Source organism: Candidatus Sulfuricurvum sp. RIFRC-1 (assembly GCF_000310245.1).
GTDB lineage: Bacteria > Campylobacterota > Campylobacteria > Campylobacterales > Sulfurimonadaceae > Sulfuricurvum.
The window spans coordinates 2,068,696-2,092,767 of sequence record NC_020505.1; the positions used below are offsets into that span (position 1 = coordinate 2,068,696).

Consider the following 24,072-nt stretch of genomic DNA (forward strand, 5'->3'; position numbering starts at 1 on the left):
AAAACTTTCTTTTACGGTTCTACGAGTTTAAATGTCCCTGCCGTAGCATTGTATTCCCAGTAATCGTTTCCCTCAGGCTTATGGGCAATATTACGATCTTTGGTACTGGTGCCGTTCTTGGTTGCCGGTCCGTAATATTTCGCTCCAACCAATACCCAATCCCCGTTTTCCGTATTTTTCAAGATAGCATCAAGCGGATGAGATGCTGAACCTAGTGTCGCAGGATAGCCCGTAGCATTTAAGGGGGTTGTCGCGGTATTTTGTCCGTTTCCCCAATCAAAATCGCACGTATTGGTAATCCACTCTCCGTGAATGGCATCGAGTGCACTTTGGACTGATGAAGCGGTGGCAAGTTCGGAAGCGGATTTGGAGTTATCGGTGAGGTTGGCAAATTTTGGGATCGCCACCGCCGAGAGAACCCCGATGATGACAATGACGAAGATCAGCTCAACTAAGGTAAATCCAAGGTGAACTAATCTTTTTTTCATAACTAAGTTTAGAAATTAATTGTTTTAGATGTAGCAGTACCAGATGTATTCGTATCTTCAATACATTTAGATTTGCTCAAACTATCTTTAAATCCATTACATGTAAATGTATATGTTACTGTACGATTAGCACCGCTAAAATCAATTTTAGCTACTTCAGTTCCGCCTGGATTTTTATATGTATATGTTCCAGCACCTTGCGTAGCAGCATAAGACCAACCCTTACCTTTTACATCAACCAAATTACTAAGATTAGTATCTGAAGCATTTCCGTCTTCTAAATCAATTTCATTTACTGCAGCACTCGCAGCACTTGAGGCAGTATCGATTGTCGTTTTAATAACAGACGAAACCTCAGCATTTTGTTTAAGATTTTTGAATTTTGGAATGGCAACTGCTGACAATACTCCAATAATAACGATGACAAAGATCAACTCGACAAGGGTGAATGCATTACGTTTCATAGAAACTCCTGTGGTTAGCGCTATATACGCATATTTAAGATAAAACTATTATCGTCAAATAAAGCTTAAGCTTTAATGATAAAAATAGAGTTTAAACGAAATTGGAGGGAAGAGGTAACACAAGCCGTACGGCTCGTGTTTAGATTAACAAGAATAGGTAGATTTAAATTCGAATGCAGTCGGACGAGCTTCGTCAGGCCATACTTGTGTTTCAAATTTATAGTTTTGGTAAGTATCCAAGAATTCTGGAGTCATAACCGGTTGCAAGAAATCGTTATCACGAATCAATGATTCCAATGCACCACGGAGTGTGTGTGGCATTTGTTGAATCCCTTTTTCACGGATTTCATTCAACGTGAGTTCGAACAAATCTTCGTCCATCGGTCCAACCGGAACGGTTTTGTTTTTGATACCATCTAAACCAGCTAGCAACATTGCGGTAAACGCAAGGTATGGGCATGAAGTAGAATCCGGGAAACGCATTTCGATACGTGTCGCTTTTTCACCCGCGCCGTATGGAACACGACAAGATGCAGAGCGGTTTTGGCTTGAGTAGGTCAAAATCGACGGTGCTTCGAATCCAGGGATAAGACGTTTGTATGAGTTGGTTGATGGGTTCGTGAACGCTGCAACGGCGCGAGCATGAGCGAAAACACCGCCTACATAATGAAGCGCTGTTTCAGAGAGGTTGCTGTAACCGCCCTCTTTGTAGAATGTATTTTTGCCGTCTTTCCAGATGGATTGGTGAACGTGCATACCGTTACCGTTGTCGCCATAAAGCGGTTTAGGCATAAAGGTAACCGTTTTACCGTTAAGGTGAGCTACCATTTTGATAACGTATTTAAGTTTTTGTACGTTGTCAGCTGCTTCAACCAATGTTCCGAAAACGATACCGATTTCACCTTGACCTTGTGCAACTTCGTGGTGACCGAGAACAACTTCAAGACCGACTTGTTCTAGCGCTAACATCATCTCAGCACGAAGATCAACCATAGTATCGATCGGAGCTACCGGAAAGTAACCCCCTTTTGTACGTGGGCGATGACCGGTGTTGAAACCGTCTTTGAAATCTTTCGCATCATTCCATGCACCCTCTTCAGTGTCTACTTCGTAGTATGAACAGTTTACTTCGTCGCGGATTTTAACATCGTCGAATACGAAGAATTCATTTTCAGGACCGAAATAAGCAACATCACCCACACCGGCATTTGCAAGATGCTCAAGCGCTTTTTTCGCGATAGCACGAGGACATTTTTCGTACGCTTGACCTTTGTAGATGTCATAAACATCACAAATAACGATAACGGTCGGATCAGCAGTAAACGGGTCCATAAATGCTGATTCAGCATCCGGTTTAAGCAACATATCTGAACGGTTGATCGGCTGCCAAGCATCGATTGAAGAACCGTCAAACGGAAGACCGCCTTCAAAATGACCTGCGTTAACCGCGCTCATACGATAGCTGACGTGGTGCCATGTCCCTTTCATATCGGTGAAACGAAAGTCAACGAACTGAACGTCATTCTCTTTACAAAAACTGAAAAACTCGTCGACACTATTTACGAATTTACCCATGCAAATCTCCTGGAAATAATTAAAGTGTAAGCAGTATAGCAAAAGTTCCCAAAAATTGGAGGGTAAATCATGATTAAAATTTAATCATTTCCCGATCACGTCCTCGGTAAAGGGCACATTTATTGTATCCGACAGAGCGTGCCAACGCTTCTGCCTCGCTGCTGTAAAGCCCGACTTGTTCTTTACAATGGGCATCCGAACCAAACGTTATCGGTATCTCCATCTCGGCAATTTGCTCTACCAAAAGCGGGGAAGGATACGCTTCGCCGATCGGTTTTCGATAGCCTGAAACATTTATTTCAATCGACATATCGGCTTTTTTAATCGCTTTTAACGCCCCTTCTGCCAAAGTCCGAATATCTTTGGTCGGAAGGAATTTAAACACCTTGAGTAAATCCAGATGCCCGACAATATCGAATCTGCCGCTTAATGCCATTGCTTCCACAAGTCCGAAATAGCGACGATAAATATCATCAATATCTGCCCCCGCGTAACGACCGATAAATTCGGGATTGTCAAATCCCCAATCGTCGATAAAATGGACACTCCCGATCAAATAATCGCAAGGACGCACCAAAACACTCTCATCCATATAGCCGGGAAGATAATCAATCTCGTACCCTAATAGCACTGTAATGTTATCTGCGTACTTCTCTTGGGCTTCTTTTATCCATGACTCATACAAACCCATCTGATCCAATCTCATCCGATATGCAGGATCGTAGTGCATTGGAGCATGATCGGAAAATCCAAAAAACTCCGTACCGCACACAATAGCAGCTTCTACATACTCATTTACGGTTCCCGTTGCATGGTTACACAAAACAGTGTGGTTATGGAGATCAACTTTCATCTATTTTCCTAAGTAAAAATAATGGTTTTAATGATATTATAGTGCAATTTTTTGTTAAGGTTATCGTTATGACGCAAGAAGAGTTAGATGCATTAATGAGCGGTGACATCGATTTGGATGAAACTTTCGAAGAGTCTGAGTCACCCATAGCCAAAGAAGAACTTTCCCCAGAAGATTCTGATTCAATAGACACATACCACGAACCTGACCCCGACAAATACCGTGTATCTGCAATGAACAGTTGGCCGCCGCCACCGCCGACGGATGATAATAAAATGGTTCATCAGCTCGATGACGTCACCAAAGAGAGTGAGGAAAAAGCCTCAGAGATTTTTGATCTGATTGAGGGGATCAGCAATGATTTATCCGATGGAGAAAAAGATGTCAAAGCTATTCGAGCGGTTATTAACAGCAATATTGAACTTTTCACGACCTTAAGCGCCAAATTTCCGCACGTCGAAGCGTTTAAAACACAATTAGAACAAAATGACGCTGCAATGCAGCATCTGGATGCTATCCTCGAAAAGCTCCAAAACGGCGGTGACACCATTATGAATATCATGGATATTATGCAGTATCAAGATATTCATCGTCAAAAAATCGAGCGGGTTATCAACGTTATGCGAGCGCTCTCAACCTATATGAATCATCTGTTTTCCGGGAAAATCGATGATAGTAAGCGCGTTAGTTCTGCAGTGCATATCCATGGAGATACCACGACGGAAGATGTCGTCAGCAGTGATGATATCGAAGCATTACTTGCTTCGTTCGGAAACAAATAACGCTATCGGAATACATCCCGATAGCTGCGTTAACACTGGGTTTCACTCTAGCAGGAAGCCCACGCACACTTGTGTGCTTTTTGATATAACCTCTAAACTTCATCTTAAGAAATACTTTTTTTCGATAAAATTCCTTAAAATTAAAATAGATCAGGTACCTTTTTTTGAAAAAAGTCGAGCTCCTCTCCCCTGCGGGGAACCTAGAAAAACTTAAAATTGCTATCGACTTCGGTGCTGACGCCGTGTATGGGGGAGTTAGCCACTTTTCTCTCCGTATCCGTTCCGGTAAAGAGTTCGATTTGGAGAGCTTCAAAGAGGGGATTGATTATGCCCATGATAAAGGTCGTAAAGTCTATGTGACGATCAACGGTTTCCCCTTTAACTCTCAGCTCAAACTTCTCAAAGAACATATTGCGACCATGGCATCATTAGAACCCGATGCGTTTATCGTAGCAACCCCGGGCGTACTCAAACTCGCCCATCAGATAGCCCCTCACATTCCTCTGCATCTCTCAACCCAAGCCAATGTTATGAACGTCCTTGATGCACAGGTCTATTACGACATGGGGGCACGCCGGATCATCGCGGCACGGGAAATCTCTCTTAAAGACCTCAAGCAAATCAAAGAGGAGCTCCCCGATTTGGAGATCGAAGTATTTGTCCATGGTTCGATGTGTTTTGCCTACAGCGGCCGCTGTTTGATCTCGACACTCCAAAGCGGTCGCGTCCCCAATCGCGGAAGCTGTGCGAATGATTGCCGATTTCCCTACGAAATGTACGCCGCCAATCCTGAAACCGGGACCTTGTTTAAACTCGTAGAGGATGAGGGAATCGGTACGTATATCATGAACTCCAAAGATCTCAATCTCGCATCCCATATCCAAGAGATCATCGATGCAGGATGTATCGATTCACTCAAAATCGAAGGGCGTACAAAAGCCCCTTATTACGCGGCTATCACCGCCAAAGTGTATCGTCAAGCTATCGATGATTATTATGCAGGAACGTTTGATGGAGAGGCTTACCAAAAAGAACTCAATACCATGCAAAACAGAGGCTTTACCGATGCCTATCTGATTAATCGTCCTTTTGAGAAACACGACACCCAAAATCTCGATTTCTCTATGATGATGGGAACGCATCAGGTAAGCGGTATTGTCGATGAATCAGGAGATTTTTTCGAGTGTAAATACAAAACTTTCCCCAATGATATTATGGAAATTGTTGCCCCCTCAAATGCAATCATCGAAGCGGTTGACAATGAAATCGGTACTGTTGAAATGAAAGATGGGCAATGGTGTATATCTTTTAAACAGCTGCTCGCCGAAAACGGAAAAGTTTGGGATCAGGTCCACAGTGGGAATCTCAACCGTTTTAAACTCCCTATTAAACTGCCTGCATTTACCTTTTTCCGTATCCCTGCAACTGAGGATATGGGGATTGGAACGAAATGTTAATACACCCGTTCGCCCTGAGCCTGTCGAATAGTACGTTCATGGTTCGACAAAACAAGGGTACCGCTCGCGAAGCGATGTTTCCTAGAGCTCACCACGAACGAAAATTTCAAACAAAAACCAAGGAGAAAAAATGAAATTCGTATCGATTATAATGGGGAGCAAAAGCGATTTCGATGTAATGAAATCGTGTTCAGAGACACTTGAAGCGTTTGGTGTTCAATACGAACTCATTATCTCATCCGCACACCGAAGTCCTGAACGGACCAAAGATTATGTACTCGCGGCAGAGACCAAAGGGGCACAGGTATTTATCGCAGCCGCCGGTATGGCAGCGCATTTGGCCGGTGTTCTAGCTTCTAAGACCATCAAACCGATTATCGGCGTACCAATGAGTGCATCTGCGCTATCGGGTATCGATGCTCTCCTCTCAACCGTACAAATGCCAGCAGGTATGCCGGTAGCAACCGTTGCTATCGGTAAAGCCGGAGCAATCAACTCAGCGTATTTGGCAATGCAGATTTTAGCGTTAGAAAACGAGGAGTTACGGATGAAACTCCAAGAAGATCGTATCAGCAAAGCAAAAAAAGTAGAAATGGATTCACTGGAGATTGAAACTATTTTATAGTTTCAAACGCCCTCCGACGGCGGGCAAGCCCTTCGCCTTTGGTTCCGAACCTATCGAAGTGAGGTTACTCACCTCGATAACGGCTCTCATGATAACTCTGCGTTTTCTTCAGCAGAAGGCTCACGCACGCTTGCGTGCTTTACTCTTTTTTAACAAACTGGGTACGCGTTTTGCTAGAGTTGTTTAAAATAAAAAGGTGGTAGAAAATGCAAGGGCATTGGATGAGTATCGATGATTACGCTGGGATGACACAAATGGATCGCAGTGCCGTTGAAACGTTGATCGTCCGTGGCAAGCTGACTACAACTATCGAAGATGGAGAGGTATTTATCGATGCGGGTAAAGGGATGGCCGGAATCGTTCCGGTAACGCTTCAGGAGCTGAGCGCATCGCACGCCGATGTAACAATGGGAGCGAGTTTCGTCGAAAAAACGATCGGAACGATCATCAATCTCCATGAAAAAGTCCTCGGTGCTAAAGAGGAAACCATCGAATCGATTAAAAATGAGAATCTTTTTCTGAGGGAAGCACTTGGCTCTCTCCAAGAACTTTATGATGAAGATCGACGTACCATCGCAACCCTCACCGAGCAGCTCCGCCTTTCTCAACAAGAAGTTGAATTTATGCGACGTAAATACAAACTGATGTGGGGCAAAGTAATCGACGATCACGCCTCAGTATGACAATACAACCAGAATGTATTGCCTGCATCGCAGGTCAAAGTAAACGGGTTTGTGATGCAATTCATGCCAATGAAACGTTGACACATTCGATCGTTACCTATGTCGAAACAGCTCTAAAAGATGCCGATTTTACCCTCTCGCCACCCGTCATTGCCGCGCCGTTGTATGAAGGAATGGCAAAACTCGCCAATACACACGATCTGTACGAAGCGCAAAAACAACACGCCTCAGAACAAGCGAAAAACTATCTTCCTTTTTTATATGAGACCATCGAGCAGAGTGATAATTCCTTTCTCGCTACGCTCAAAACAGCGGTCGTCGGCAATGTGATCGATTTGGCCGCAGAGGTGAGCTTTGATCTTCATGATGCGATTATGTCGGTATTTCATACCCCTTTTGCTCATGATGATACCGAAGCATTAAGAGAGGCTCTGCGTAGTGCTAAAAGCGTTCTCTACATCGGAGACAATGCGGGAGAACACCTGTTTGATGCTTTAGCAATTGGGTTCCTCCAAAAACTTTATCCCGACATCGATGTTACCTATATGGTGCGCGGTAATCCGATTATCAACGATGTGACACTCAAAGAAGCTAAAGAAGCGGGGATGGATGAAATCTGTACGCTTGTGAACAGCGGTGTCCCTACCCCTGGATTTGTGTACGAACTCGCATCTTCTGAAGCCCAAAAGCTTTTTGACAGCGCTGATCTGATCATCGCAAAAGGGATGGGGAACTATGAATGCATGACCCCTATCCCCCGCAAAAACATCTGTTTTTTACTCAAAGTAAAATGCTCTGTTGTCGCACATTCACTGGATAGAAACATCGGAGATATCGTTTGCAAATTCGGATAACTTATCCTACATAAATCCGATTTTTCCCCTCTTCTTTGGCTCGGTACAATGCACTGTCTGCACGCCCTACCACATTCTCAATCCGATCTCCTTCACGGCTCTCACTGATCCCGAAGCTGCACGTGAGCGTATGGATATGGGGGAAATTGTATGCATTGACAACCTCTTGAATTTTATATGCCAGATGCTTTATCCCCTCAATATCCGTTTCAGGGCAAATAATCATAAACTCTTCGCCGCCCCATCGTCCTACGATATCAATATCGCGAATATTGTCACGTAAAATACGTGAAAGACGCACCAGTGTTTTGTCTCCGATTAAATGACCGTACGTATCATTTATCCGTTTGAAATTATCCAGATCCAGAATCATAACCGAATAGTTGCGCTGTAAACGCTGATAGAATTGATGACATTCCAACAGTTTGTCATCCAAACGCATCCGATTTGCAAGTTGCGTTAACGGATCTGTCGTTGCCATCTGTAACAATTGTTTATTGTATTTTCCCATCTCAAACTGTCGATAGACAAAGAACGCAATAATAAACAAAGCTCCAAAACTGATGCCGTACACCCAACTGTAATCAACTCTCTCTTGATAGGTAACGGCAATGTATCGGTTAAATATCTTTTGTCGTTCGGCTATTGTAATAGTATCAATCGCTTTATCGATAATCGACTTGAGCTGAGGATAATCATTTCGGATCATCATCCTAACGTCAAAATTAAACTCGGTTGTCCCCGAAATTTTGAGATCCAAAAAATGATCGGCATTCATCAAATAAGCGACGACCGGTAAAATATCGACCACCGCATCAACTCTGCCGGAGCTCAGAAGCTTCAATCCTTCACGAGTATCTTCCACTTCAACGACAACAATTTTTGGGTATTTCGCCGAGATTCGTTCAACAATACTATACCCTTGCCCTATCGCAACACGTTTCCCCTCCAATGCATCAAGTCCCGGAATAAAGTCGATGGTTTTATCGGTAACTATGACATTTGGAAACGAAGCATACGGCTTTGAAAATAGTGCATACGCCTCTTTATCTTTTGAAATCGAGGTTCCCAATGTTACATCGGCTGTTTTGGTTTTAATCGAATCCAAAATAGCTCCCCATGTAGGAGAGGGGACAAACGCGGTTTCCATTCCGGTTCGTTCCACTATCAATTTCCAAAAATCAGCAGCAATCCCTTGCAGTTCATTTTGCTGTTCTGAAGAATGAAAATTAAACGGCGGCCACGCAAAGGTAGAGGTATAACGAATCGTATTAATGTGCAAAAAAGAGCGTTCATCGACACTCATCGCTACCGATAGATGGGTGACATCATCATAGATAAAACCTTCCAACCGTTTTTCGTTTTGGGGCACACCCATCACCCGATAAATATCCGATATTCGGCGAAATTTTTCAACCGTTATTGCCCCCAGAGGTTGATTGTCGTGATAAGAGAGATCTTTGAGTACTTTCCCCTCATAAATCAGACTCTCCAACGATTTGTTTTGAGTGTTATAGCGTTCACGAATAAGCTGTGCCGTTTCAGGGATATGGGCAAAGGCGTATTCCCACCCTTTGAGCGTAGCGTCCACAAAGGCACGGACACGTTTTGGATGGTGACGCACTTCGTCTTCAGAAGTGAAAAGGATATCACTGTAAAAATCAAATCCGTACGCTTCGGGGCTGATGAGATTGGTCTCTATCCCTTTCTCTTTTAAAACATAAGGCTCATTCGAAATATAGCATGCCATTACGTCCGTTTTTCCGTTTGCGATATCGAGGGGGTTAAAGCTGTGTTCTAAAAATTTGAGCTGTCCCATCCGTACATCTTGAGAATTGAGCATTGCCCGCACCGAAATCGTGTCCTGAAAATCCTCCGTCATCATTATCCGCTTGCCGATCAAATCACGAGGCGTTTGAATATCCAACGATTTTTTTGACAGGAGAATAAAAGGAGAACTTTGGAAAATAGCCGCAAGCGCAATAACATCTTTTCCTTTCATCCGATCTACCAGAAGGGAAGATCGTCCGATCCCATACGTGCTGCGCCCCGCCATCACCTCATCGACTGCGAGTTTTTTCGGATCAAATTTTTGGAGGGTTACATCTAAACCTGCATCACGGTAAAACCCTTTTTCTTTGGCAACATAATATCCTGCAAACTGAAATTGATCCGCCCATTGGAGTTTTACCGATACTTTTTCAAGTGGCGGCTGAGCATATAATGCAGCAATGCATAAAAATAAGATAATACCATACCGCTTCATATTGCTCCCCCTTTATCAATTCCATTTATAATAGAGTTTATCGCTTTAAAAAATCCTTTGGAACACGGTTTTTGGTATAATGGCGCAATTTCTTTAATGGGACGACTATGATTACGTTCGGCGATATGCTTTTAAAACTTCAACAATTTTGGAATGACCAAGGGTGCGCAATTGTCCAGCCTTATGATGTTGCAGCGGGTGCTGGAACGTTTCATCCGGCCACATTTTTACGTTCACTCGATTCAAAACCGTGGTCAGTCGCCTATGTCGCCCCTAGCCGCCGCCCGACGGATGGTCGCTATGGTGAAAATCCAAACCGCTTAGGCAGCTACTACCAATTTCAAGTTCTTATCAAACCAAGCCCTGAAAACATCCAAGAACTTTATCTCAAAAGTTTAGAGTATTTGGGACTCAATCTCAAGGATCATGATATCCGTTTCATCGAAGATAACTGGGAATCACCGACGCTCGGAGCATGGGGACTGGGCTGGGAAGTATGGTTAAACGGAATGGAAGTGACCCAGTTCACCTATTTTCAGCAAGTAGGAGGAGTCACGTGTGATCCGGTTGCTGTCGAGATTACCTACGGAACGGAACGTCTTGCGATGTATCTGCAAGGGGTCGATACGGTGTTTGACATCGTATGGAGCGAAAATAAATTCGGCAAAACCCTCTACCGCGATATCCATAAAGAGGGTGAAATCGAATTTAGTAAATACAACTTCGAAATTGCCGACACGGCCATGTTGTTTCATGATTTTGAATCCAAAGCAGCCGAGTGTAAACGATGCCTCGATGCCGAGCTGCCGTTGCCGGCGTATGATCTGTGCATGATGGCATCGCACACCTTCAATACTCTCGACGCGCGCAAAGCGATCTCCGTCACCGAGCGGGCAAACTACATCCTTAAAATCCGTGAACTGGCACGCGGATGTGCCGAGTTATATAAGCTACAAGAGGAAGAACGGAATCTCCGAGTCCGTTCTTAATCACGCCATCGAAGCAAAGCTCCGATAGCTACATTAACACTTGGTTCTCCTCAGCGGAGTGCTTACGCACGCTTGCGTGCTTTTAGGTACATTCACCCATGCAAACCCTCATCGGTCAAATCGATCGGATTATCTACCAAAATAACGGTTTCTTTATCGCCGCACTCAAAAACGGCGATAAAATCAGTGCCCACTATTATGAAAGTGACGTCGATCACCTCAAAGACGCTGCTATTACCCTCAAAGGGTTATGGGAAGAACATTCTCAATACGGACGAACCTTTAAAGCCCATTCTCTCGTTGTCAATCAAAATGAACTCTTCTTTTTTCTCAATCGTGTTGTCAAAGGTTTTACCAAAAAACTCACCGCAGAGCTGATCGAACGCTACGGGAATGAAGGTTTGATCGATATTCTCGATAATGATATTGATCGGCTTAATGAGATCAAAGGGATGAATGAAAAACGTCTTGCCAAACTCTCAAACGGATGGAAGCAGTTTCGCTCTATGCGTCTTTTGGGAGAATTTTTGGCCCCATTCGGTGTTACTCCGGCCTTGCTTCGACTCATTTCCGGAGCTTTGAGGGAGGTGAAAGATCCGATCGAAGCGATTAAAAACAACCCTTACGGCCTGATGCGTATTAGCGGAATCGGATTTAAAAAAGCCGATGAAATTGCCCTGAACATGGGGGTCAAACGTGATGATGACCGCCGAATCGGTGCAGCGATGGAATATACCCTCAGCGAATACTGCGACCAAGAGGGGAACAGCTGTATCGATCGGCACGCTTTGTTTGATCGGCTCAATCTGCTCTTGGCACTCGACGTACAGGATCGATATGACGAAGCGCTTGAAGATCGCCTACGAGAGGGGAGCATTACCCTTCTGCCGAGCCTAAAGCTCTCTCCAACCCGAATTTATGAAGCCGAAACACTCTTGATAGAGCAATTTAAACGCCGAGGCAAAAATACTCGCGAACCTCTCACGGATGATTTGAAAATATTTTGTGAAACCCATTCACTCACACTCGGAGAACAACAATACAAGGCATTGGAACTCATTAATCGTGGAACGGGACTCATTTTCCTCGTCGGTTACGCAGGAACAGGGAAAAGTACGACTGCCAAAGCGCTCCTCGATCTTCTATCAACACGGCATGAACCGAGTCTGATTATGACCTGCGCACTAAGCGGTATCGCTTCCCAGCGGATACGCGAACGAAGCGGCTATCAAAGTGCCACGATCCAAAGCCTCCTCGTTCGATTTGAAGCACACGACACCATGCCCTATAAAGTGATCCTGATCGATGAAGCCTCGATGATAAACTCGTTCCTTTTTGCCAGATTAATAGCCAAAATTGAACGTGATGCGACCGTTATCATCGTGGGCGATGATGCCCAGCTTCCCCCGATCGGTGCGGGAAGTCCACTCAGTGATGCGATTGCTCTGAATCTTGCCCCGACCGTTATGCTCACCCAAATTTTTCGCCAAAGAGAGGAGCAGGCGATCGCGCTGATTGCCAATGATATTCGCAGAGGAATCATTCCGCAATATCGGGAAAGTTATGAAGATTTCACGTTCTTAAACGTTGATATCCCCAACCGCTATGCCCTCAAAAATTCTCTTAGTGCCCATGAGTTTGATGATGTACTCAAAACACACGCCCATAATATCCTCGCCGCTATTGCCGATGTAACCCTTCAATATCTCCCGCAGTCGCGTGAAAAACTCCAAGCCAAACAAATCCGCGAATATCTCAGCGCCTTTCAGGTGATCTCTCCGATGCGGGGAAATACGCTGGGGGTGGATAATCTCAATCTCCTCCTCCAAGAGTATTTCAATCCCAATCCCAAAAAAAAGGTCAAAACCTTTAAAGGGGAATTTCGGCTCATGGACAAAGTGGTCCATACCAAAAATGAAAACCTCCCATCAACCACCCCCGAAGAGTTCAAAGAGGGGATAGAGGCAACCGAACGCCGTATCTTTAACGGCATGTGCGGACTCATCTTTCGACTCGATGATGAGGATGAGATTGCGTATGTCTATTATCCCAATGAAGAGGTGATCGTACAATACAAATATGAGCAGATAAGCGATTACCTGAGTCTATCCTATGCCCTGAGCGTCCATAAGGTACAAGGGATGGAATACAATACCGTCGTAATGGTTATGAGTTTTTCACATCATATCATGCTTAATACCAAACTTCTCTACACTGCGCTCACACGGGCAAAAGAACAATGTATCGTGATTGGAGAATCGGGAGCCTTTGAATCGGCATGCCGACGGCTGGAACACACCAAACGCTCTACAGTCATGCAAGAGTTGGAATTGGCCAGAGGATAAAAATTTTCCTTTAGCTAATCTGTGCTAGAATTTTCATTCTAATCCATAAAAGACAAGGATTCACTATGAAATCATTACTAATCTCTGCCCTTCTCGCTTCGAGCATAATGGGTGCTTCACTGACTGATGAGGCTAAAAATGCAGGTTTAAAACCGATCCCCGCAAACCAAAAAGCGATTGAAAAGCTCACTTCGAACTCTAAAAATCCTACAACCGCCGCAAAAGTTGAACTTGGGAAAATGCTCTATTTTGAACCGCGCCTCTCCAAAAGCGGTTTAATCAGCTGTAACACCTGTCACAACCTTGCAACCGGCGGAAGTGACGGAATGGCTTCAGCGATCGGGCATAAATGGACTTCCAATCCCCATCATTTAAGCTCACCAACCGTTTATAACGCCGTATTTTATAGCCAACAGTTCTGGGATGGACGGTCCCCTCACCTCGAAGACCAGGCTCAAGGACCAATCCAAGCAGGACCGGAGATGGCAGCGCCGAAAGAGTTCGTAGAGGGTGTCGTCAACTCTATTCCGGCGTATGTCACTGCATTCAAAAAAGCGTACGGTAAAGAGGTCAAAATTGATTTTGCCAAAGTAGCGGACACGATTGCGGTATTCGAGCGTACTCTTGTTACCCCTTCTCGTTACGATAATTTCCTAAACGGTAAGAAAAATGCGTTGAGCAAAGCGGAGCAAAAAGGGCTTAAAACCTTTATCGACAAAGGGTGTGCAACGTGTCACAACGATATCGCTTTGGGTGGAACAATGCAGGCATTCGGTGCTGTGGCTCCGTATAAACACATGAACGTCGGAGATTTCAAAGGAGACAAAAATGGAATGGTACGTGTACCGACACTCCGTAACGTTACCGAAACTGCTCCCTATTTTCACAACGGTCAAATCGCAACTCTCCCTGAGGCAATCAAAGAGATGGGTCGTATCCAACTCGGTGTTGATTTAAGCGATAAAGAGACGGAAGAGATCGAAACCTTCTTAAAAGCGCTAGAGGGTAAAAAACCGACCGTTGTTTATCCGATGTTGCCGGCTTCTACCACTAAAACACCTAAAGTAGATGTCGTTAATAACTGATTCACCACTCTCGTCATTCCCGCCTTCGTGGGAGTGACATCACTCACACGCGATCCCACGAAACTCTTCTCTGTATTTGTCGCACTCACTTTTCACTATTTGTAAAATATGCGGTTTTTTAGCTCCATCCAACCACTCTAATACTGTTCTCAGAGGAACCTCATCCATTGCCGTACATCCCGATGTAGGAGCTTTATTACTTTTGTTAAGATGGATAAAGATACACGAACCCCGGCCGCGCTGAGCCGATGCGTTATACCCGATGACTGCACCGTAGCGATAAACACCATCACTCCGGCGCATCACTTCATAACTGGAGGGGAGAGCACTTTTGTCATAAATACGGAGGATTTTGTTATAGCGCGAATCATTGACGTCATCCACACAGTAGAGATTTTCATCCGCATGCCAATAAGGAAGTTTAAACGTCGTATTGTGGTCGTACCCGAAAGTCGATGTTATGGGAAATAAACCGGCAGGTGATCTGCCGTCTCCCTCATTCTTGAGCGGTTCTTTGAATGCAACGTATCCTAAACCGCTTCGACCTAAAGTAACGGGGATTTTATCTCCGATTTTAACCCACATATTTTGCTTTTCATACCTCTGCAAGGAAGCGCTGGTCGCGTTTAGCTCCGGTGTAAGAACAACTATAAGTTGCTGCGATGCAAAGAGCGCAGAGAGCGCACAGGAAAGGAAGAGGGTAAAAATTATTTTCAACATATCATCGTTCTTAGTTTATTTTAAAGTTAGGTAGTATAGCATATAGAAAATTTGGCAGAGTGAGGCACTTGATGAGTATTACGGTTCGTAAAGCATCCGAGGCGGATATTGACATCATTGCTCAAGCATTACTGGAGAGTTCACGGGGAGGGAAGAGAATCGGGTTATTTGATCTGGTGTTCAATACCTCAGACAATGATCTCCTCCTCAAACATCTGAAAAATCTATCCCTGACTACGACCAAAAGCTATTGCCATTTTTCGAATTTTTTTATCGCTGCTGTCGGAGGGACAACCGTTGGAACAATTTGCGGATATGAACCCCGTATTGCAACCCATGAAATCTTTTCCAAAGCACTCGAAGAGATCGGGTTTGATGAAACCTATCACGAACGGATCGCAGCCTATTTGCTGTGTGAGGGTGAAGTGGACAATAAAACCTTTGTATTGGATTTTATGCTGATTAAACCCGAATTTAAAAGTTTTGACGCTTTTAAAGAACTCATCGGAAAAAGTATGCTCACTGCACGTCTCAAAGGGTACCGAAAAGTTCAAACCTCCGTCGAGATCGGTTCCGTTGAAACCGAGATGATTTATAAAAAACTCGGGTTTACTGTGATCGATGAAAAACGGAGTGAATACTACAAAGAGCAATTCGACCGTGCCGGTATTATGCGGCTTCAAATGATATTGTAACCGCTAATAGTCTTGGGCATACCGCCGATAGAGTAGCCGTCGGGATGTATTCCGATGGCGTTTAAAAGGATTTAAAATAGAATATGGAATTTTAGGGTTACTCCCTCCGCTTATTGCCATCTTCCTTGCTTTTTTTAGCCGTTCTGTATTTATCGCATTGGCTATGGCCGTGATCGTAGGTGAAGTTATTATTGCTGATTTTCACCCTCTCAATGCTGTTTTTCTGACATTAGAGCGTTTTGGTGCCCTGCTCAGTGAAGGGTGGGTTCTTAAAACCCTCGCTTTTGCGATCATGGTCGGTTCCGTTATGGCTCTCATCGAGCGTAGCGGCGGAGTCAACGGGCTGGTCCATGAACTGAGTGTAAAGCGTTCATGGGTCAAAAGCAAACGGGGCGCTCTGATGCCGAGCTTTATTGCCGGTATCGTCGTTTTTATCGAATCTTCTATCACTTCACTTGTCGCCGGAGCCATCGGCCGGCCCTTTTGCGACCGTCACGGTATTTCACGTGCCAAACTGGCATTCGTTTGCGATTCTACCTCCGCACCGGTGTGTTCACTCATCCCCCTGAACGGATGGGGAGCACTGCTGCTCGGTCTTATCGGGGGGCAAATTACAGCAGGCCTGATCGCGGGTGAAAGCGCTACTTGGCTGGTTCAATCGATCGCTTTTAATTTTTATGCGTTCATGGCACTTATTGTTACGTTTATCGCAATATGGTATGAGATCGATATAGGTCCTATGCGTCATGCCGCTATTATCCCTCCAGAGATCGAATGCGAGGATGCCAAAGGAGACCTCGGCCTCTTTTTATGGCCGATGGTATGGATGATAGGAGGGGTAATCGTTCTCATGCTCATTACCGGAGGGGGAGATATATTTAAAGGCTCAGGCTCTACCTCTATTTTTTATACCCTGCTCATAACCTTAGCTTTGATGTGGGGGTATTATCGATTTAAAAATGCGCTTACTACCACGGAATTTTTCGCTTCTGCCATGGCTGGAGCACGCACCATGACCCCGATCGCCATGATTCTCCTTTTTGCTTTTGCCATCGGAGGAGTCAGCTCCGATATGGAGGTAGGACAATACCTCGCCTCTTTTATCGGTGATTATCTCCCCTCGGCCTATCTAGCCGGAGCAATATTTGTTTTAGCGGCGATTATTGCGTTTGCGACGGGGACGAGCTGGGGAACCTTTAGTATTATGCTCCCGATCGCGGTTCCCTTGGCAGTTGGACTTGATGCACCGGTTGCCCTTGCTATGGGAGCGGTAATATCGGGAGGGGTATTCGGCGATCACTGCTCTCCTATCTCAGATACGACGATCATCTCGGCGATGGCAAGCGGATGCAGTGTTCAGGAACATACCCGCACCCAACTCCCCTATGCGCTTATTGCTGCCGTATTTTCATTGATCTTATTTATCGGTTTCGGGATTTTCCTCTCATGATTAAAGCTTCTCTTCTCCTCCTCGAAGACGATCCGAATCTCTCTGAAGGTGTCAGCGAATACCTCGAAGAGCAAGGGTTCAGCGTCCAATGTGCTTATGATGCCTCTTCCGCCGAAGATCTCCTTTATGAGCAGAAATTTGATCTATTACTCCTCGATGTCAATGTCCCCGGAGGGGATGGGTTCTCTCTCCTTAAAGCAAGTCGTAAAGAGGGGAACTCCACTCCCGCTATTTTTATCACCTCTCGCAATGCGATGAGTGACGTCGAAGAGGGGTTCGAGAGCGGCGGGGATGATTATATCCGTAAACCTTTCGCCCTCAAAGAGCTGCTGCTGCGGATTCAAACGATCTTAAAGCGCAATTTCTACCATAATCCTACCGATGCCCTCTCATTATCGGATGGTATTACCTACGACATCGACAACCAACTATTGAGCATCAACGGAGAAATTCAAAATCTCCATCTCAAAGAACACAAACTGCTCAAACTCTTTATTCAGCACCGCAACGAGCTTCTCACCCATGAAATGATCATGGAACATCTGTGGGATTATGATGAGACTCCGAGTGACGGAAGCCTCCGTACCTACATCAAGACGCTGCGTAAACTTCTCGGAAAGGATTCCATTGTCAGCCACAAGCGCCTCGGGTATCAATTTCGCTAAATACCGTACCCTTAGGAGTTTTTTAGCCCTCTATGGAGTAATGAGTACCCTTATCTTGGCATTGATGGCAATACTGCATTATGAATCGATGAAAGCTCAGATGCTCTCGTCCCACCGTCTTGCGATGCAATTGGAGAGTGAGGGGTACGTTCCACGATTAAAAACATGGCTTGAAAGCGGCCATGATCTCAAAACGTTTCCGACCGACCTCGCCTATAAAACCGCCCTCTACGGATATGACAAAGACCTTCTTGTCGGAAATTTGCACCAAAAACATTATGATTTCAGTGAAAATATCGCCCTTCACAAAGGGTATATTCATCTCATCATCGCCCTATCCCCTTACGGTTTAGGAGAATACTATCTGGTGTTTGAAACCCGTGATGATGAACTGTGGCGACATCAGGCCCTCGTTAATTCACTGCTCTTCGGCTCGATCTTATTTTTGATCCTCGGAGTTATCGGGTTTAGTCTCTCACGGATGTTTTTACGCCCCATGAATGAAGCGATTGCTCTGCTCGATGATTTTATCAAAGACACCACCCATGAGCTCAATACCCCCGTCAGTGCAATCCTCACGAATATCGAAGCGCTTCAAGATTCCGAACTACCGCTATCGGCGGCAAAAAAGCTGAAACGGATTGAAATCGCCTCCCGAACGATCTCAACGTTGTATGATGATCTCACCTACCTCATCCTCAACCACGATTTGGCCGTTGAGAATACAACACTCGATCTTTCTCACCTCTTGCATGAACGAATCGAATATTTCCGTCATCGAATCGAACAAAAAAAGATTGCCCTCACCCTCCGAATCGATCCATCAATCACCCTTTTCATCGATACCACCAAAGCAACCCGCCTCATCGATAATCTCCTCTCCAATGCGATCAAATACAACAAAATGGAGGGACATATCGCCATTCATCTCATGCACGGCAGCTTGTGCATCGAAGATAACGGAATCGGAATCCCCTCAGAGATGATCGATCGTGTATTTGAACGCTATACACGGGCGGATAAAAGTGTCGGAGGATTTGGAATCGGGCTGAATATCGTGGCGATGATCGCGAATGAGTATAATTTGAACATTGCGATTGAATCGGAAGAGAAAATAGGGACGAAGATTTGCGTCGAATGGAAAGATAACCATTGATGATCATGATAAATTTTATTAAAAAATTGGTATTTTCAGTATTGGTATTCACCGCTATCGTACCTACCCTCAAAGGTGCGGATTGGATGCTTACATACGGTATACATGATTTTATCGTCACTCAACAAAACTCCCATAGTTTTGGTGTCGATATGGGTATAGGTATCGCCGGCGAAGCCATAAGCGAGTCAGGAGTTCTCCTAAAGGGTGATTTTACTGTTTTCTTTGTGCATGATAGAGACAAAATAGATCCCGATTATGAACCTATTTGGTATAAAACGAATATTCAAATCAAAAGGGAGCTTTATCCGCTAACCACCAACATCGGGACAGACTGGCTGATCAGCTTTGATGGAAAATTAAATACACTCAGCGGCGTTGAAAAACAGTCCAAACTCTTTGCCGGTATTGGAACAGACTACACCACATCTGCCATGATGTTTGAGCTAAAAATCTTAGCGGGGTATTACTTTTTAGAAATTGATGACGATGTGCCTAGCGTATTCGGTTATGATCCAGATGATTTTCAGCATGAAACAGCTGCCTACACGTTTATAGCGGATAGCGAAGTCAAACTAAATAGAAAAATGAAGGCTTATACTCGAATCCAACAATGGAGAGATACGAATCAATGGCTCGAAAATCAGTATGAGCTGATTTTGAGCTATGATTCAGCCCAATGGCTTAAAGGGAGCGGGCTCAATATAAGCGCCGAACATACCCGCTACAATCTCAATCCCTATCAAAAAGTGGGTTTCCCCCCTATTCTACCGTGGAATAAAGATACCCTCGTCCGTGTGTATATAACGATTCCGTTGAGATAGCTGTCTCTTATTTCAACCCTGCGACATAATCAGCAAGCACTTTCATATCACCATCGCTCAACGTTGCGGTTTGCCCTTTCATCAACGCGCCCATACCTTTGGTATTGCGGGTTCCGGCTTTGTACCCTTTAAGAGCATCAAACGTTTTGGCTGAACTCCATCCCGCTATCACTTCGGATTTGCCCAAAGCCGCTTTTTCACCTTTGAGACCGTGACAAGCTGCACATTTTTGAAACAAAGCACCGCCATCCGCAGCGCTCAACATAGCAGTCAAACCTAAGATTGCAATTAACGTTTTCATAATAAATCCTTTTTATTTACTAATCCCATTCGCCCTGAGCCAGTCGAAGGGTGATTTTTTAAACGTTCATGGTTCGACACGCTCACCACGAACGAAGAGACTATTGACTTATCCGCAACTCGGAACGTTTCCACTATCAGAGCCGTACTCTTTCGCAAAATCACCGATATCTTGGAGTTTATCCTTCATATCGGGATTCGTCAAAACCGGAACCGAAGTCGGAAAACGCTCACTGTACTCTTTGATAAACCCTTTTGCATCATTCGCAAAAAGCTCTTCCCATTCGGCAACCGTGTGCTCAGCCGCAAACTTGGTTCCGTTCATATTGAATTTCGCTTTAAGCGTTTTAAGATACGCTTTTTGACCCGCTTTAGCGTCTGCTGAAGCAACTGAAGCACTAAGTGCCGCGATTAACAAGATTGAGAGTAACTTATTCATCCTAAACTCCTTTTTCAGAGTTTCTCTTTCGAGATTCTCTTTTGATGAGAGCAGTATAAAAAGTTATTGTGAAGCGATTGTGGAGGTAATTAAAGATTTTGAAGACGATCGATTAAAGCAAGAGTTTGTTTCTCTTGTTCATAAAGGGCAAAATTTTTACGGACATAGGCTTGAAGGAGAAGTTTGAGATCATTGTTACCGTGAAACTCAAAATCCTGCTTCATCTGCTCGGTCAAAAAACGGGCAAAATCCTCCTCCACATCAATGTCGTAGCGTTTGGCATTGAGGGTGAGGGTTACTTTGGTCTTCATCCAAGCAAGCTTTCGATTTTAGAGACGATTGCTTCGATTTCAGCATCTTTTGCGGCTAGTTCATCGGCATACATTTTAATCTCTTCATCTTTTGCGGCAAGTGCCGCACTTAGGCGATGGATCTCACCCTCTTTACTTTGTTCATTGCCTCGAATCGAAGCACTTTCAGTCCGAAGCGTTTCAACTTCCGTTTTCAGTGCAGATTGCTTTTCGAGCAAATCGGTAATAAGCGTGGTCAATTTTTCCAATGGGGTGGGATTAAATAGCATGATTAACCTTGGGTGATAGTCTTTAACATAATTTTAACACAGTTTCGCTCAGTATCACTGCGGAGGTCTCAAATTTGAGTAAATCATCGACGAAAAAAATACCCTACACTCATCATGAGATGTTTTCAGATCGGATAATCCGCTATAATTTATCAATGCTAAAAAAATTGCCTTGAGAGGGTGTTTGATGTTACTAACTGATCTTATCGGAACATTACAGTTGTCGATCGGCCCTGTCATCCTTATTTCCGGAATCGGCTTAATTATTTTAAGTCTTACCAACCGTTTCGGACGTATCGTCGATAGAACACGTCAACTCTCGGTTGAGCATCGTAGTTCTTCGAGCACAGATCAAGAGCGTATTTTATTGGAACTTAAAATACTTACCCTCAGAGCAAAAGTGATCAGAAGCAGCAATTTTCTGGCCGTACTAAGCGTTTTATTGGTTTCGTTTATTATCATCGGTCTATTTGGATCTGCTTTGTATCATTTTAATGTGACCTATATCCTCATCATCTTGTTTATTTCCAGTATCATTAGCTTGATAGTTTCACTTTTTTTATTTATCTATGATCTTGATCTCTCTTTGAAAGCCCTTTGGATCGAACTTCCAAAAGCATTAGCCAAATCCGATATTAATTAAAATCTTAACAGCCCATACGTACTTATCCAAAACAGGAAACCGCATTTCCGCTATAATTTCAAATCTTTATCACAGGGTCATTCATTGCCGATTTTTAAAGTCCATACCCCTTATCAAGCTGCCGGTGATCAGCCTGTTGCCATCGAAGCACTCTCTTCCGGTATAAAACGCGGTGAGCGCTATGTATCCCTTGAAGGGGTAACCGGTAGCGGCAAAACCTACACGATGGCCAAAGTGATCGAGAGTGTTCAACTTCCGACGATTATCATGACCCACAATAAGACCTTAGCGGCACAGCTCTACAGTGAGTTTCGCTCGTTTTTTCCCGAAAACCATGTCGAATATTTCATCAGTTACTACGATTATTATCAGCCCGAAGCCTACATCCCAAGACAAGATTTGTTTATTGAAAAAGACAGCTCGATCAATGATGAGCTGGAGCGTCTGCGACTCTCTGCCACCGCCAATCTCCTCAGCTATGATGACGTTATCGTTGTCGCTTCCGTCTCTGCCAACTATGGGTTGGGTGATCCCGAAGAGTATGAGAAGATGGTACAGGTTATCGCTATCGGAGATGAAATCAACCAAAAAAAGCTCCTTCTTCGCCTCGTTGAAATGGGGTATGCCCGTAATGACACCTATTTTGACGGCGGGCACTTTCGGGTCAACGGGGAAGTGGTCGATATCTATCCCCCCTACTGGCAGGATCAGGCGGTGCGTATCGAATTTTTCGGGGACGAAGTGGAACGTATGACGTTTTTTGAACCCCTCAGTAACACGATGACCGAAAAACAAGAGAGTGTGACGATCTATGCCACCAGCCAGTTTGCCGTAGGGCAAGAGAAACTCTCCCGTGCGATCAAGCGGATCGAAGATGAGTTGGGAGAACGCCTTAGTGAATTGGACAAGCAAGGCAAGATTGTCGAAATGCAGCGTCTCAAACAGCGATGCGAATTCGACCTCGAAATGCTTCAGGCGACAGGGATGTGTAAGGGGATCGAAAACTACTCCCGCCATCTCACCGATAAATTGCCCGGAGAAGCCCCCTATACCCTACTAGACTATTTCACTCTGCATCACGATAAATTTCTCATTATCGTCGATGAGAGCCATGTGAGTCTCCCGCAGTTTCGGGGGATGTTTGCGGGAGATCGGAGCCGCAAAGAGGTTCTCGTCGATTACGGTTTCCGCCTTCCCAGTGCACTCGACAACCGCCCCCTGATGATCGATGAGTTTATGCACAAAGCGCCTCACTATATGTTTGTCTCCGCTACCCCTGCCGCGCAAGAGATCGAGATCAGTACCACCATCGCCCACCAGATTATCCGTCCGACCGGATTGCTCGACCCGATCATCACCATCAAGCCGAGTGAAAATCAGGTAGAAGATCTACACGATGAGATCAAAAAAACGGTCGCGCTCGGAGATCGGGTTCTCGTCACCGTACTCACCAAAAAAATGGCCGAAGCCCTCACCAAATACCTCGCCGATTTGGGGATCAAAGTGCAGTATATGCACTCCGAGATCGACGCCATCGAGCGCAATCAGATCATCCGAGGTCTCCGTGTCGGCGATTTTGACGTTCTCATCGGGATCAATCTCCTACGAGAAGGGTTGGATTTACCGGAAGTAAGCCTCGTCGCTATTTTAGATGCCGATAAAGAAGGTTTCCTGCGTTCTGAAACAGCACTGATTCAAACCATCGGACGCGCCGCGCGGAATGAACACGGGCGGGTCATCCTGTACGCCCAAAAGATCACCGGATCGATGGAACGCGCTATCGCGACCACGACCAAACGCCGTGCAATCCAAGAAGCGTACAATACCAAACACGGCATTACGCCGACAACAACCAAGCGCTCCCTTGATGAGAATCTTAAACTCGAAGATGTAGGTGATTTATACAATCGCTCTAAAAAAGCGAAAACCCTCCCTGCGGCAGAACGTAAAAAACTGATCGAAGAGCTGAATCTCAAGATGAGAGAAGCGGCTAAAAAACTGGAATTCGAAGAAGCAGCGCGTTTACGCGATGAAATAGCAAAGATACGGAAACTATAAAAATTAAAAAGGAGAAAGCGCGGTTCACTGCGCGTGGGCTTCCTGCCTAAAGAAGCTCAGCGTTAGCGTAGACACA

At 44.8% G+C, this 24,072-nt stretch carries 25 protein-coding genes; 15 read left to right on the forward strand and 10 right to left on the reverse strand.

The window, feature by feature from the left end:
- Window positions 1–11 precede the first annotated feature (11 nt).
- From B649_RS10470 to B649_RS10485, 4 genes are all read right to left on the reverse strand, one after another.
- Window positions 12–488: a type II secretion system protein gene (locus B649_RS10470; protein ID WP_015654499.1), complete on the reverse strand. Its 477-nt coding sequence runs from the start codon at window positions 486–488 to the stop codon at window positions 12–14.
- Between the two features lie 8 nt (window positions 489–496).
- Complete coding sequence (locus tag B649_RS10475) at window positions 497–952, reverse strand: prepilin-type N-terminal cleavage/methylation domain-containing protein (RefSeq protein WP_015654500.1); 456 nt, start codon at window positions 950–952, stop codon at window positions 497–499.
- A gap of 144 nt (window positions 953–1,096) precedes the next feature.
- Complete coding sequence (gene glnA, locus B649_RS10480) at window positions 1,097–2,527, reverse strand: type I glutamate--ammonia ligase (protein ID WP_015654501.1); 1,431 nt, start codon at window positions 2,525–2,527, stop codon at window positions 1,097–1,099.
- 73 nt (window positions 2,528–2,600) lie between these two features.
- Window positions 2,601–3,380, reverse strand: coding sequence for a histidinol-phosphatase HisJ family protein (locus B649_RS10485; protein ID WP_015654502.1), 780 nt, complete (start codon window positions 3,378–3,380; stop codon window positions 2,601–2,603).
- A 68-nt stretch (window positions 3,381–3,448) separates the two neighbouring features.
- On the opposite strand from B649_RS10485, the gene B649_RS10490 reads away from it, so the two are divergent.
- The 5 genes from B649_RS10490 to B649_RS10510 all read left to right on the forward strand — a co-directional run bounded on the left by B649_RS10490 (window position 3,449) and on the right by B649_RS10510 (window position 7,781).
- On the forward strand, window positions 3,449–4,162 hold the full coding sequence (locus tag B649_RS10490) for a hypothetical protein (protein WP_015654503.1): 714 nt from the start codon (window positions 3,449–3,451) through the stop codon (window positions 4,160–4,162).
- Window positions 4,163–4,326: 164 nt separating this feature from the next.
- On the forward strand, window positions 4,327–5,619 hold the full coding sequence (locus B649_RS10495; RefSeq protein WP_015654504.1) for a peptidase U32 family protein: 1,293 nt from the start codon (window positions 4,327–4,329) through the stop codon (window positions 5,617–5,619).
- 130 nt (window positions 5,620–5,749) lie between these two features.
- A complete protein-coding gene (gene purE, locus B649_RS10500; RefSeq protein WP_015654505.1) occupies window positions 5,750–6,244 on the forward strand; it encodes a 5-(carboxyamino)imidazole ribonucleotide mutase in 495 nt (164 codons plus the stop codon).
- A gap of 206 nt (window positions 6,245–6,450) precedes the next feature.
- Entirely contained in the window at window positions 6,451–6,927 is a 477-nt protein-coding gene (locus tag B649_RS10505) for a DUF3972 domain-containing protein (RefSeq protein WP_015654506.1), read from the forward strand.
- Window positions 6,924–7,781, forward strand: a complete 858-nt coding sequence (locus tag B649_RS10510) for an ARMT1-like domain-containing protein (protein ID WP_015654507.1) — start codon at window positions 6,924–6,926, stop codon at window positions 7,779–7,781. The genes B649_RS10505 and B649_RS10510 overlap by 4 nt, the downstream gene beginning before the upstream one ends.
- Window position 7,782: 1 nt before the next feature.
- Here B649_RS10510 and B649_RS10515 read toward each other — a convergent pair whose 3' ends face one another.
- Window positions 7,783–10,047 carry an ABC transporter substrate-binding protein gene (locus tag B649_RS10515; RefSeq protein WP_015654508.1) on the reverse strand — a complete coding sequence of 755 codons (2,265 nt, stop codon included), beginning with the start codon at window positions 10,045–10,047 and terminating at the stop codon, window positions 7,783–7,785.
- Between the two features lie 107 nt (window positions 10,048–10,154).
- On the opposite strand from B649_RS10515, the gene glyQ reads away from it, so the two are divergent.
- The 3 genes from glyQ (at window position 10,155) to B649_RS10530 (ending at window position 14,466) form a co-directional block, all read left to right on the forward strand.
- On the forward strand, window positions 10,155–11,036 hold the full coding sequence (gene glyQ, locus B649_RS10520; protein ID WP_015654509.1) for a glycine--tRNA ligase subunit alpha: 882 nt from the start codon (window positions 10,155–10,157) through the stop codon (window positions 11,034–11,036).
- Between the two features lie 98 nt (window positions 11,037–11,134).
- Entirely contained in the window at window positions 11,135–13,381 is a 2,247-nt protein-coding gene (locus B649_RS10525; protein ID WP_015654510.1) for an AAA family ATPase, read from the forward strand.
- 65 nt (window positions 13,382–13,446) lie between these two features.
- Window positions 13,447–14,466 carry a cytochrome-c peroxidase gene (locus B649_RS10530; protein ID WP_015654511.1) on the forward strand — a complete coding sequence of 340 codons (1,020 nt, stop codon included), beginning with the start codon at window positions 13,447–13,449 and terminating at the stop codon, window positions 14,464–14,466.
- Window positions 14,467–14,505: 39 nt separating this feature from the next.
- Here B649_RS10530 and B649_RS10535 read toward each other — a convergent pair whose 3' ends face one another.
- Complete coding sequence (locus B649_RS10535; RefSeq protein WP_015654512.1) at window positions 14,506–15,186, reverse strand: L,D-transpeptidase family protein; 681 nt, start codon at window positions 15,184–15,186, stop codon at window positions 14,506–14,508.
- 71 nt (window positions 15,187–15,257) lie between these two features.
- On the opposite strand from B649_RS10535, the gene B649_RS10540 reads away from it, so the two are divergent.
- From B649_RS10540 to B649_RS10560, 5 genes are all read left to right on the forward strand, one after another.
- Complete coding sequence (locus B649_RS10540; RefSeq protein WP_015654513.1) at window positions 15,258–15,881, forward strand: hypothetical protein; 624 nt, start codon at window positions 15,258–15,260, stop codon at window positions 15,879–15,881.
- Window positions 15,882–16,044: 163 nt separating this feature from the next.
- The gene (locus B649_RS10545) at window positions 16,045–17,331 is read left to right on the forward strand and encodes a Na+/H+ antiporter NhaC family protein (RefSeq protein WP_015654514.1); all 1,287 of its coding nucleotides are present in this window, start codon (window positions 16,045–16,047) and stop codon (window positions 17,329–17,331) included.
- Entirely contained in the window at window positions 17,328–17,996 is a 669-nt protein-coding gene (locus tag B649_RS10550; RefSeq protein WP_015654515.1) for a response regulator transcription factor, read from the forward strand. Before B649_RS10545 ends, B649_RS10550 begins: the two co-directional genes overlap by 4 nt.
- Entirely contained in the window at window positions 17,959–19,152 is a 1,194-nt protein-coding gene (locus B649_RS10555; protein ID WP_041192448.1) for a HAMP domain-containing sensor histidine kinase, read from the forward strand. Before B649_RS10550 ends, B649_RS10555 begins: the two co-directional genes overlap by 38 nt.
- A 5-nt stretch (window positions 19,153–19,157) precedes the next feature.
- Window positions 19,158–19,976 carry a hypothetical protein gene (locus tag B649_RS10560; protein ID WP_291750901.1) on the forward strand — a complete coding sequence of 273 codons (819 nt, stop codon included), beginning with the start codon at window positions 19,158–19,160 and terminating at the stop codon, window positions 19,974–19,976.
- A 7-nt stretch (window positions 19,977–19,983) separates the two neighbouring features.
- Here B649_RS10560 and B649_RS10565 read toward each other — a convergent pair whose 3' ends face one another.
- From B649_RS10565 to B649_RS10580, 4 genes are all read right to left on the reverse strand, one after another.
- The gene (locus tag B649_RS10565) at window positions 19,984–20,277 is read right to left on the reverse strand and encodes a c-type cytochrome (protein ID WP_015654518.1); all 294 of its coding nucleotides are present in this window, start codon (window positions 20,275–20,277) and stop codon (window positions 19,984–19,986) included.
- Window positions 20,278–20,385: 108 nt separating this feature from the next.
- The gene (locus B649_RS10570) at window positions 20,386–20,715 is read right to left on the reverse strand and encodes a hypothetical protein (protein ID WP_015654519.1); all 330 of its coding nucleotides are present in this window, start codon (window positions 20,713–20,715) and stop codon (window positions 20,386–20,388) included.
- Window positions 20,716–20,804: 89 nt separating this feature from the next.
- Window positions 20,805–21,026 (reverse strand): hypothetical protein, encoded by a 222-nt coding sequence (locus B649_RS10575; protein ID WP_015654520.1) that lies wholly within the window; start codon window positions 21,024–21,026, stop codon window positions 20,805–20,807.
- Window positions 21,023–21,295 carry a hypothetical protein gene (locus B649_RS10580; protein ID WP_015654521.1) on the reverse strand — a complete coding sequence of 91 codons (273 nt, stop codon included), beginning with the start codon at window positions 21,293–21,295 and terminating at the stop codon, window positions 21,023–21,025. The genes B649_RS10575 and B649_RS10580 overlap by 4 nt, the downstream gene beginning before the upstream one ends.
- Window positions 21,296–21,482: 187 nt before the next feature.
- On the opposite strand from B649_RS10580, the gene B649_RS10585 reads away from it, so the two are divergent.
- Window positions 21,483–21,938, forward strand: coding sequence for a DUF2721 domain-containing protein (locus B649_RS10585; protein ID WP_015654522.1), 456 nt, complete (start codon window positions 21,483–21,485; stop codon window positions 21,936–21,938).
- An 84-nt stretch (window positions 21,939–22,022) separates the two neighbouring features.
- Window positions 22,023–23,996 (forward strand): excinuclease ABC subunit UvrB, encoded by a 1,974-nt coding sequence (gene uvrB / locus B649_RS10590; RefSeq protein ID WP_015654523.1) that lies wholly within the window; start codon window positions 22,023–22,025, stop codon window positions 23,994–23,996.
- The last annotated feature ends 76 nt before the right edge of the window (window positions 23,997–24,072 follow it).